At 65.1% G+C, this 10,347-nt stretch carries 10 protein-coding genes; 7 read left to right on the top strand and 3 right to left on the bottom strand.

What is annotated here, in order from left to right; translation table 11 throughout:
- Positions 1-89: 89 nt before the first annotated feature.
- Entirely contained in the window at positions 90-893 is an 804-nt protein-coding gene (locus A3728_RS07530) for a lytic murein transglycosylase (protein WP_067921705.1), read from the top strand.
- A 24-nt stretch (positions 894-917) separates the two neighbouring features.
- Here the strand turns inward: A3728_RS07530 and A3728_RS07525 are convergent, their stop codons facing one another.
- Positions 918-1,796, bottom strand: a complete 879-nt coding sequence (locus tag A3728_RS07525; protein ID WP_330220265.1) for a heme-dependent oxidative N-demethylase family protein — start codon at positions 1,794-1,796, stop codon at positions 918-920.
- Here A3728_RS07525 and dddP point away from each other — a divergent pair.
- A complete protein-coding gene (gene dddP, locus A3728_RS07520) occupies positions 1,795-3,138 on the top strand; it encodes a dimethylsulfonioproprionate lyase DddP (RefSeq protein ID WP_067921699.1) in 1,344 nt (447 codons plus the stop codon). The genes A3728_RS07525 and dddP overlap by 2 nt on opposite strands.
- On the opposite strand, the gene A3728_RS07515 is transcribed toward dddP, so the two are convergent.
- Positions 3,135-4,304, bottom strand: a complete 1,170-nt coding sequence (locus A3728_RS07515; protein WP_067921704.1) for a trans-sulfuration enzyme family protein — start codon at positions 4,302-4,304, stop codon at positions 3,135-3,137. The two genes, dddP and A3728_RS07515, sit on opposite strands and share 4 nt — an antisense overlap.
- A gap of 135 nt (positions 4,305-4,439) precedes the next feature.
- Between A3728_RS07515 and A3728_RS07510 the strand changes: the two genes are divergently transcribed.
- The 5 genes from A3728_RS07510 to A3728_RS07495 all read left to right on the top strand — a co-directional run bounded on the left by A3728_RS07510 (position 4,440) and on the right by A3728_RS07495 (position 9,306).
- A complete protein-coding gene (locus A3728_RS07510; protein ID WP_067921696.1) occupies positions 4,440-5,654 on the top strand; it encodes a bifunctional alpha/beta hydrolase/OsmC family protein in 1,215 nt (404 codons plus the stop codon).
- Between the two features lie 143 nt (positions 5,655-5,797).
- A complete protein-coding gene (purB, locus tag A3728_RS07505; protein WP_067921693.1) occupies positions 5,798-7,102 on the top strand; it encodes an adenylosuccinate lyase in 1,305 nt (434 codons plus the stop codon).
- Between the two features lie 422 nt (positions 7,103-7,524).
- Positions 7,525-7,683: a chitin-binding domain-containing protein gene (locus A3728_RS23415; protein WP_201722151.1), complete on the top strand. Its 159-nt coding sequence runs from the start codon at positions 7,525-7,527 to the stop codon at positions 7,681-7,683.
- A gap of 99 nt (positions 7,684-7,782) precedes the next feature.
- Positions 7,783-8,304 carry a tetratricopeptide repeat protein gene (locus tag A3728_RS07500; RefSeq protein WP_067921690.1) on the top strand — a complete coding sequence of 174 codons (522 nt, stop codon included), beginning with the start codon at positions 7,783-7,785 and terminating at the stop codon, positions 8,302-8,304.
- Between the two features lie 93 nt (positions 8,305-8,397).
- The gene (locus A3728_RS07495; protein WP_067921687.1) at positions 8,398-9,306 is read left to right on the top strand and encodes a lysophospholipid acyltransferase family protein; all 909 of its coding nucleotides are present in this window, start codon (positions 8,398-8,400) and stop codon (positions 9,304-9,306) included.
- A 59-nt stretch (positions 9,307-9,365) separates the two neighbouring features.
- On the opposite strand, the gene A3728_RS07490 is transcribed toward A3728_RS07495, so the two are convergent.
- Positions 9,366-10,070: a DUF1223 domain-containing protein gene (locus A3728_RS07490; RefSeq protein WP_150120684.1), complete on the bottom strand. Its 705-nt coding sequence runs from the start codon at positions 10,068-10,070 to the stop codon at positions 9,366-9,368.
- Between the last annotated feature and the right edge of the window lie 277 nt (positions 10,071-10,347).

The raw sequence follows: 10,347 nt of genomic DNA, 5'->3' as shown, positions 1-10,347 counted from the left end.
CGCGGGGCGACAGATTTTTACCGCTCTTCCTTTGAATGATCGGGCGCGAGGACTACCCTGAAGGTAACGATATAAAGTCAGAGGTTCCCATGCGCCCCATTCAGAAATTGTCCATCCCCTTGCTGCTCGCCGGTCTCGCCGCCGCCCCCGCGCTTGCCGCGCCCTGCGGGAATTCCGCCGGGGGCTTCGAGAACTGGAAAGCCGCCTTTGCACAGGAAGCCGCCGCGGCGGGCGTAGGCCAGCGCGGCCTGAACGCACTGGCGGGCGCGCGCTATGCGAACGGGACCATCGCCGCCGACCGCAACCAGAAATCCTTCAAGTATTCGCTGTCGAAGTTCATGCAGGTCCGTGGGGCCGACACGATCGTGGCGCAGGGCCGCAAGCGCAAGGCGCGCAATGCCGCCTTCTACAATGCGCTCGAACGTCAGTACGGCGTTCCGGCGGGCGTCCTGCTGGCCATACACGGAATGGAAACCGGCTTTGGCGGGTTCATGGGCGACAGTTCAGTCGTCTCCGCCATCACCACGCTGGCCTATGATTGCCGCCGATCCGATTTCTTTACACCCCACGCCATTGGCGCGCTGAAGCTCGTTGACCGTGGCGCGATCACCGGCAACACCAAGGGGGCCAAACATGGTGAGCTGGGCCATACCCAGTTCCTGCCGGGCAATGCCCTGCGCTACGGAGTCGACGGTTCGGGCGACGGGCGGGTGGATTTCTACGACCTCGCCGATGCCATGGCCTCCACGGCCAACTTCCTGCGCCAGAAAGGCTGGCAGCCCGGCGCGGGCTATCAGGAAGGCCAGCCCAACTTTAACGTCATCAAGCAATGGAATGCCGCGGGCGTCTATCAAAAGGCCATCGCGATCATGGCAGCCAAGATCGACGGCTGACGTCCGGAGGCCAAGGTAGCGGGTTCACGGCGCGGTCACTGCCGCGCCGTTTTCAGCTTCATCATCGGCTTCCTGAACCCCACGGCGCAACACCCATGTATGGATGGTAAAGACCGCCGCGTTTGTCTCAGGCAGGCGCAGGATGCACTGGCGTTCCGACCGCAGGTAGGGCCGCGCCTCCCCCCGCCGGGTCCGGTAGGGTTGATGCAGGTCCGGATCCGCATAGGCCAGCCGGTTGAAGCGCCAGAGCGGTCGCCCGGGGCGCACCCCGTCGAAAAGGCGCTGCACCCGCCGCGCGATGTCGCTGTCGTATTCCGGCACCGTATCGTGAATCCCGATAAGGGGCCGGCCCGCCTTGTCCGCCAACCGCCATGACGCGGGAAAGCACAGCACCGCCCCCGTCAGCACATGCTCATCGCCCCGTTTCTGCAGCAGGCAGATGTCCTCCTGCACGATCTGCCCCAGCGTACGCAGCGGATTGTCAAAGTCGAGCGGCTGCACATGGCCGTCCGGGCAGGTAATGCCCCCGTCCGAGCGGTGGAACCCCAGCCTTGGCAGTAGCGCCAGCGCCTCACCCAGCACCTCTTGGGCGGCGGGGCGCGCCGCTTCTTCCAGATAGAGGACATGCGCGCCCGGATCCTTCAGAAGCGCGCGGCGATAGGCCATCTGCGCGCCATATGCCTCGTCCACCCGCAGCCAATCCGCTGCACCGCAGGGCGCGATACCCGGAAGGCGCGGCATGTCACCGGCCATTTCCACGGGCAGCCGGGGCTGCAGAATTTCCTTCACCGAGACCTCCATGCGCGGAACCTGTCGCAAACCGACCGTCTGCGCGTCGGAAAACTGTACGTCGGCTCCGGAAATACGCGGCAGGCTTGACGAAGGCAAACGGAGTGATCGCATGAACAGTCATTTCCGCGATACGCGCAAGATCGATCCCGCCCGGGGGGCCTGCCTTGGCGACGGGACACCCAATGATCCAGACCGGGTGGAAATCGGGCCCACGCGGCTCGCCTTCGACGAATGGCGCGAGGCGGGCCTCGCCCTGCCCGATCTGCCCGCGCTGCGGCGCTACCGCTGGGAAAGGCTGACCGCGCATATCGTCGCCCGCGGCTACGCGGGCCTGCTGATGTTCGACCCGCTCAACATCCGCTACGCCACCGACAGCACCAACATGCAGCTGTGGAACACCCACAACCCGTTCCGCGCCGTGCTGCTTTGTGCCGATGGCTACATGGTCATCTGGGACTACAAGAATTCGCCCTTCCTGTCGGAATTCAACCCGCTCGTGCGTGAGCGGCGCGCGGGGGCGGATCTCTTCTATTTCGACCGGGGCGACAAGGTGAACGTGGCCGCCGATGCCTTCGCCAACGAAGTCCGCCTGCTGCTGGCCGAACACGGGAACGGCGACCGGCGGCTCGCGGTGGATAAGATCATGCTGCACGGCATGCGCAGCCTCGAAGCACAGGGGTTCGAGATCATGGAAGGCGAAGAGGTCACCGAAAAGGCCCGCGCCGTAAAGGGCCCGGACGAGATCGCCGCCATGCGCTGCGCCTCCCATGCCTGCGAAACGGCGGTGGCGGCCATGGAACACTTTGCCCGAACCCACGCGGGCGATGGCACAACATGCGAAAACGACATCTGGGCGGTACTGCACGCAGAAAACATCCGCCGGGGCGGCGAATGGATCGAAACGCGGCTGCTCACCTCCGGTCCGCGCACCAACCCGTGGTTTCAGGAATGCGGCCCACGCGTGGTGCAGCGCAACGAGATCCTCGCCTTCGATACCGATCTCGTCGGTGCCTATGGAATCTGCGTGGACATCAGCCGGACATGGTGGATCGGAGAGCGACCGCCCCGCGCCGACATGGTGTCGGCCATGCGCCACGCCCATGACCACATCATGGAGAACATGGCCCTGCTGAAACCCGGGATCACGATCCCCGAACTCACCGCCCGCGCGCACAAGCTGGCCCCGGAATTCCAGCACGGCAAATACGGCTGCCTGATGCACGGTGTCGGGCTCTGCGATGAATGGCCACTGGTCGCCTACCCCGACAAGGCGGTGGAGGGCGCGTTCGACTATCCGCTCGAAGCGGGCATGGTGCTCTGCGTGGAGGCGCTCGTCTCCCCCGATGGGGGCGACTTTTCCATCAAGCTCGAAGATCAGGTTCTGGTGACGGAGGACGGATACGAAAACCTGACGCGCTACCCCTTCGATCCCGCCCTGATGGGCGCGGGTTAATCAGCCGGTCCCGCGCCTCGCAGCGCCTGCGACAGGTCCTGCCACAGGTCATCGACATCTTCGATCCCGACCGACAGGCGCAGCAGCCCTTCGGGAATGCCCGTGTGCGGCTCGATCGTGTGGCGATGCTCCACAAGGCTTTCGACCCCGCCGAGTGACGTCGCCCGATGGAAAAGCCGCAACCGCCCCGCGGTGCGCAGCGCCGCCTCCGCCCCGCCTTCGACCACGATCGACAGCAGCCCGCCAAAACCGCCCGACATCTGCCGGGCCGCCAGTTCGTGGCCCGGATGATCCGGCAGGCCCGGGTAAAGCACCTGCGTCACCGCCGGATGATCGGCCAGCCGCTCCGCAAGCACCATCGCGCTGCGCGACATGCGTTCCATCCGTAGCGGCAGGGTCCGCATCCCCCGGGTCAGTAGCCACGCCTCGAAAGGCCCCAGCACCGCGCCCGCGCCCGTCCGATCTTCCCTGATCTCCTGCCAGAATGCGCTGTCCGCCCGACCGGTCGAAAGCGACCCGGCGAGCACATCGGAATGACCGTTGATCCCCTTCGTCGCCGAATGCATCACGAGGTCCGCGCCGAAGGCCAGCGGCTGCGACAGCACCGGGCTGGCGGCGGTGCTGTCCACGGCAAGGATCGCGCCCACCTCATGCGCCGCCCGCGCGGCGGCAGCGATGTCGGTGATCCGCAGCCACGGGTTCGATGGCGTCTCGATCCAGACCAGTGCGGGACGATGGGTGCGGCAGGCCTGTTCCAGCAGCGCGGTATCGGAGGCGTCGACCTCATGCAGCGCAATGTCGCGCCGATTGCAGAAATCCCGGATCCACTTGGTCGTACCCCAGTAAATTTGCGATTGCACCAATACCGAGGCGCCATTCGGTACCGTCCGGAAAGCAGCCGCCACCGCCGCCATGCCGGAGGGGAAAAGCAGCGTATCTTCCGCCCCTTCCAGCCGGTTCAATACACGTTCGGCGATGCGGACGTTTTCATTGTCACCGCGCAGATAGGTGTTATCGGCATTGCGCAACCCGTAGTCGCTGTCGCGGGCAAAGGTCGTGGCGGGATGAATACCCGGCACCACGCCCGCCGTGGCGTCGTCCGTGGCGCCCGCCGCATGGGCGGCGATGGTCGCCGGGTGCAATCTGCGTTCAAAATCATCCGTCATATGAAGGGCTTTCCGTACCTGTTCGGCAAAGCGGTACACCCGGGCGCGGCCCTTGGCAAACCGCAACCGCCGCCCCCGGGTTGACTTGGCCTCCGGCAGGTCCAGTCTGAGGGGACAGCAGGAAAGGGAATTCCCATGCCCACGAAACGCATTCGCTTTACCGGACACGACGGCAACGAACTCGACGCGCGGCTCGATCTTCCGGACGGCCCGCATCTGGCCACCGCGCTCTTTGCCCATTGCTTCACCTGCGGCAAGGACATCCCGGCAGCGCGGCGCATCGCGGGCCGACTGGCGAGCATGGGGATCGCCGTGCTCCGCTTCGATTTCACGGGGCTCGGCCATTCCGAAGGGGAATTCGCCAATACCACCTTCACCTCCAACGTCGACGATCTGCTCGCCGCCTGCGCATACCTCGATGCGCAGGACATGGCCCCCACCCTTCTGATCGGCCATTCGCTGGGCGGTGCGGCGGTGCTGAAGGCAGCGGGCCGTATGTCGGGGATCAAGGCGGTGGCCACGCTGGGCGCCCCCGCGGACCCGAGCCATGTTACGCATAATTTCGCGGATGCGCTCGAGGCCATCGAACGCGACGGTCAGGCAGAGGTCGACCTGGGGGGCCGCCCCTTCACCATCGGCCGCGCCTTTGTCGAGGATGTCGCGGAGGACAAGCTCCAACAGGCGATCCACGAGTTGCGGGTGGCGCTGATGGTCATGCATGCCCCCCGCGATGCCATCGTGGGCATCGACAACGCGAGCGGGATTTTCATGGCCGCGCGCCACCCCAAAAGCTTCGTCTCGCTCGATTCGGCGGATCACCTGATCACGGATGCCGCCGACGCCGAATATGCCGCCGAGGTGATCGCCACCTGGGCGTCGCGCTATCTTGACCTGTTCCCGCCCGCCCCGCCACCCGGCGCCCCCGAAGGCATCATCCGCGTGGCCGAAGCCGATCCGAGCGGTTTTCTGCAGGACGTGAATGCAGGCCCTCACCACCACGTGCTGGCCGATGAGCCCGAAGCCTACGGCGGCACCGACCAGGGCATGACGCCCTATGGCTTCCTCTCCGCCGGGCTGGGCGCCTGCACATCCATGACGATCCGCATGTATGCACGGCGCAAGAAATGGCCCCTCACCCATGTCGCCGTCGATGTGTGCCATGACAAGGTGCACCGGCAGGACGCCGAAGCCGAAGGCACCGAAAAGGTGGATACATGGCGTCGCCGCATCCGGCTGGAGGGCGATCTGTCTGACGACCAGCGCGCGCGGCTGCTGGAAATCGCCGACAAATGCCCCGTCCACCGTACGCTCGAACGCGCCTCCCACGTGGAAACCGAATTGATCGACTGACTTCCAAATGGCGAAAAATCCCGGGGGTCCGGGGGCTGGCCCCCGACCCGCACCCGGCGCCCCGGGGCCACGGCCTTGTTCTCGCGGTCCCGTCGGTCTATTGCGCGCGCAACCGCACGCACCTCACGAAAGGCCGCAGTTCCATGATCCCCCGCTATTCCCGCCCCGAAATGGTTGCCATCTGGTCGCCCGAGACGAAGTTCCGCATCTGGTACGAGATCGAAGCCCACGCCTGTGATGCCATGGCCGATCTGGGCGTCATTCCGCGCGCGAATGCCGATGCGGTCTGGAAAGCGAAGGATGTGGAGTTCGACGTGGCCCGCATCGACGAGATCGAGGCCGTGACCAAGCATGACGTGATCGCGTTCCTCACCCATCTGGCGGAACATGTCGGCAGCGAGGAGGCGCGCTTCGTCCATCAGGGGATGACGTCATCGGATGTGCTGGATACCTGCTTCAACGTGCAGCTGACCCGGGCCGCCGACATCCTGATCGCGGATATGGAAGGCCTGCTCGCCGCGCTGAAGCGCCGCGCCATGGAGCACAAGGACACGGTCCGCATCGGGCGCTCCCACGGGATCCACGCCGAGCCGACGACCATGGGCCTGACCTTCGCCCGCTTCTACGCAGAGATGGACCGCAACCTGCGCCGGCTGCAGACCGCGCGCAGCGAAATCGCGACCGGTGCCATTTCCGGCGCCGTTGGCACCTTCGCCAATATCGACCCCCGGGTGGAGGAACACGTCTGCGAGAAACTGGGCCTCGAGCCGGAGCCGATCTCCACCCAGGTCATCCCGCGCGACCGTCACGCTGCCTTTTTCGCGGCCCTTGGCGTCGTCGGCAGCAGTATCGAGAACATCGCCACCGAGATCCGCCACATGCAGCGGACCGAGGTGCTGGAGGCGGAGGAATTCTTCAGCGCGGGCCAGAAAGGCTCCAGCGCGATGCCGCACAAGCGCAACCCGGTGCTGACGGAGAACCTCACCGGGCTCGCCCGCCTCGTGCGCATGTCCGTCGTGCCCGCGATGGAGAACGTCGCCCTCTGGCATGAGCGCGACATCTCCCACTCCTCGGTGGAGCGCAACATCGGGCCTGACACGACGATCACGCTCGACTTCGCCCTCGCACGATTGACGCAGGTGATCGACAAGCTGGTGATCTATCCCGACAACATGCTGGCGAACATGAACAAGTTCCGCGGACTGGTGATGTCCCAGCGGGTGCTGCTGGCGCTGACACAAGCCGGGGTGAGCCGCGAGGACGCCTACAAGCTGGTCCAGCGCAACGCCATGAAGGTCTGGGAAGAGGGCAAGGATTTCAAGACCGAGCTTCTGGGCGACAAGGACGTGCTGGCCGCCCTCAGCGCGGAGGAGATCGAAGAGAAATTCGACCTCGGCTATCATACCAAACACGTGGATACGATCTTCGCGCGCGTTTTCGGAAGCTGACTTTGGACGCGGGCCCCTGAGGCCCGCAAATCCCTTGCCGATGTGTGGCGCGGGGGCGGTTGATGATCCTCGCCCCCGCCCGGAATCAAGGCGCATCGCGCCGCCGGGCAGCGCCCGACCGCCCCATGGGCGGGCGCTTCGGCACCCTCTGATTACCTTCAAAACGTCGGAGACATGGTGGCACCATAAAGTGGCAGTCTTGTCAGTCGGCAGCGCCCACCCGCGGTCAGGCGCGGCCCTGTGAAGCACTGTCACCTTTAATTCCTCCCCTGCCCTCGCCGCATTTCAATCTGCAACACACCCGGTAACTGACTTGCACGCGGTACCCTGGTCTCCTTTCCCCGACGAAGCCCATACTTCGGATTTTGCGAAATGCTTTTCTTGCGGTATCCTCCCGGACAGAACCGGAAAGGATATGCAGAATGACCCTCAAATCCATTTTCACTGCCCTCCTCCTCACCCTGCTCCCGGCCTTCGCATATGCAAGCTGCGGCACGCATGATACGCAGGCCCAATCCTGTGCTGAAGGCAGCGTCTATGACACGCAGACAGGCACCTGCGTCGCCGACACCACCGCCTGAACACGCGGCACCACGAAGAAGTGACATGCCCGCAGGGCGGCGACCCTTTACCGGCAGCGCGCTCCTGCTAGCTTGGGTTCAGCATCACGGAGGAACCCCATGCGCATCCTGCTGTCCGCCGCCCTCGCCCTGAGCCTGCCCACCGGCCTTCTTGCCGCAGGCGGCGGGAATGAAACGGCACCATCGAAGCCGAAATGCGAAAACGGGCAGGTCTACGACAAGAAGACCAAGACCTGCGTGGACGCAAAGGAAAGCAGCCTTCAACTTCAGGACCGGTACGAGGCGGTGCGCGCCTATGCCCACGCGGGCCAGTACGACGCAGCACAGACAGTATTGGCCGCGATGCCGCAGGATGACGACCGGACGCTCACCTACCTTGGCTTCACGACGCGCAAGATGGGCGACTTGGAGCGCGGCATGGCCTATTACCGGGTGGCGCTGACCCGGAATCCCGGCAATATCCTCGCCCGGTCCTACATGGGGCAGGCACTGGTGGAACAGGGCGACGTGCCCGCCGCCATTGTCCAGTTGCGGGCGCTTCGCGATGCAGGCGGGACCGGCACATGGGCCGAAGCCTCGCTGCGGCGCGCCATCGCCACCGGCGTGACCTACAGCTACTAGGCTGCCCCCCGACGCCTCAACAATCTCCCCCGGGTTGTTGCGCCGACCCCGGCAGGCTATGTCTGCGCGAACCGCATTCGCGCGACGAGGCTCATGTCAGACGGCACCACTTCCCGGCCCCCCGCGCCGCGCGATCTGCGCGGTTTCGGCCATTATCTGACCAACGCGGTGATCGTGCTGATCATCCGCGCCGCGCTTGCCCTGCCCTACGGGATGCGCGTGTGTGGGCTGGGCTGGCTGGTCGAACATGTGATCGGCCCCATGGCGGGCTACCGCAGACGCGCGCTGGATAACCTTGCGGCGATCCGGCCCGATCTTTCGCCCGAACGCCGCCGCACCATCGCGGACCGCTGCCTGAACAACCTCGGCCGCACGCTGATCGAGAATTATTCGGCGCAGGATTTTCCGCGCCGCATGGCGGAAACCCCCCTGCGCGGCCCCGGCCTGCAGGCGCTGGAAGAGGCCGCCGCAAAGGACCAGCCCGTCATCCTCGTCACCGGTCACTACGGTAATTACGAGGCCGCGCGCGCCGCGCTCGTGGCGCGCGGATACCGGATCGGCGGGCTCTACCGGGATATGAAGAACCCCTATTTCAACGCCCATTACGTGCGCACCATGGAAGCCTTCGGCGGTCCAGTCTTTCCGCAGGGGCGGCGCGGCACGGCAGGTTTCGTGCGTCACCTGCGCGACGGGGGCCAGCTGGTGCTGCTTTTCGACCAGCATGTCTTTGGCGCGCCGCCGCTCGACTTCCTCGGGACACCGGCGCAAACCGCGCTTTCGGCAGCCGAACTGGCTTTGCGCTATGACGCGTTGCTCGTTCCCTTCTACGGCATCCGCCAGCCCGACGGGCTTACGTTCGACGCGGTACTGGAAGCTCCCGTGCCCCATGGCTCGCCCATGGAGATGACACAGGCGCTCAATGACAGTCTGGGCGCGCGGGTGGAGGCCGATCCCGAACAATGGTTCTGGGTGCACCGGCGCTGGCGCGCGGGCGAAGGCTGATCCGTCAGGATTTGGGCAAAGGCCCTGCCGGTACCGACAAGCCCCGCGTCAGCCGGCCCTCAACGCAGACGCGCAGCCGCATGGATGGGGCCAAGATCGCTTTCCTGAACAAGGACCACCACGGGCGCGTCCCCCTCCACCTTGACGGTGAAGGTGATGGGCGCGGTACCGTCCCATTTGCCCAATACCTGCCAATCCTCGACGATATTGGCGTAGGAAAACGTCTTTCCCGCGTTCTCCCCCCGCTCGATTCGCGTGGTACGTTCCGGGGTGTAGCGCACCAGTTGAATGATGCAGGGCACCGACATGTCCCCCAGCGGGGTCGCCGTAACCGTCAGCATATCGCCCGACCGCTGAAGATCCAGCGAGACCATCGCGGAATCCATACGGTGCTTTTCGATGGCAGCCATCACCTTGGCGGGCTTGGTCCCGACGATATCGCTTTCCCCGTCGATGATCATTTCCGGCGTATAGACCGAACGGCGCCCCCCTTCGGCGGCATAGGCGCGCTGTCGCTTGGTATTGCCGGGCCGGGCAAAGGGATCCTTCCAGCCGATATAGTCCCAATAGTCCACATGCAGGGCCAGCGCGATCACGTCATCCCGGGCCGCCAGTTCATGCAACAGCGCATCGGCGGGCGGACAGGATGAACACCCCTGCGAGGTGAAAAGCTCCACCACCACCGGGGATTGTTCCGCCTGCTGCCCTGAAGCCGCCGTGGCCAGAGCCAGTATCGCGGCGGACAGGACGGAAAGCGGACGCATCATGAAACCTCGGAACTTCGGGCAGCCGCGACAGGACCAAGCGGCGGCGGTCCTTCGATTAGTACGCAAAGCGGGCTGAAACAACCAATCAATGTTTCTTGAAACTCGGCCCCCGGGGGCCTTCAATTTCGGTACACGATGGTATACATTTCGCGCATAGATCACCGAAACCAGTTGAACAGCGCCCCCTGCTGCGGCATTGAGGCGTCAACCGGCCCGCCCCCGCGGCCCGCCCACATCAGGCAAAGGATAGAAAGCATGACGATCACAGTCGGTC

Source organism: Sulfitobacter sp. HI0040, assembly GCF_001634885.1.
GTDB lineage: Bacteria > Pseudomonadota > Alphaproteobacteria > Rhodobacterales > Rhodobacteraceae > Sulfitobacter.
The sequence above is the reverse complement of the archived record's forward strand: the minus strand, read 5'-3'. Positions and strand labels throughout refer to the sequence as shown.

Coding starts and splice junctions, on each gene's coding strand:
- A3728_RS07530 (WP_067921705.1), top strand. CDS start 90: ATGCGCCCCATTCAGAAATTGTCCATCCCCTTGCTGCTCGCCGGTCTC.
- dddP (WP_067921699.1), top strand. CDS start 1,795: ATGAACAGTCATTTCCGCGATACGCGCAAGATCGATCCCGCCCGGGGG.
- A3728_RS07525 (WP_330220265.1), bottom strand. CDS start 1,796: ATGCGATCACTCCGTTTGCCTTCGTCAAGCCTGCCGCGTATTTCCGGA.
- A3728_RS07515 (WP_067921704.1), bottom strand. CDS start 4,304: ATGACGGATGATTTTGAACGCAGATTGCACCCGGCGACCATCGCCGCC.
- A3728_RS07510 (WP_067921696.1), top strand. CDS start 4,440: ATGCCCACGAAACGCATTCGCTTTACCGGACACGACGGCAACGAACTC.
- purB (WP_067921693.1), top strand. CDS start 5,798: ATGATCCCCCGCTATTCCCGCCCCGAAATGGTTGCCATCTGGTCGCCC.
- A3728_RS23415 (WP_201722151.1), top strand. CDS start 7,525: ATGACCCTCAAATCCATTTTCACTGCCCTCCTCCTCACCCTGCTCCCG.
- A3728_RS07500 (WP_067921690.1), top strand. CDS start 7,783: ATGCGCATCCTGCTGTCCGCCGCCCTCGCCCTGAGCCTGCCCACCGGC.
- A3728_RS07495 (WP_067921687.1), top strand. CDS start 8,398: ATGTCAGACGGCACCACTTCCCGGCCCCCCGCGCCGCGCGATCTGCGC.
- A3728_RS07490 (WP_150120684.1), bottom strand. CDS start 10,070: ATGCGTCCGCTTTCCGTCCTGTCCGCCGCGATACTGGCTCTGGCCACG.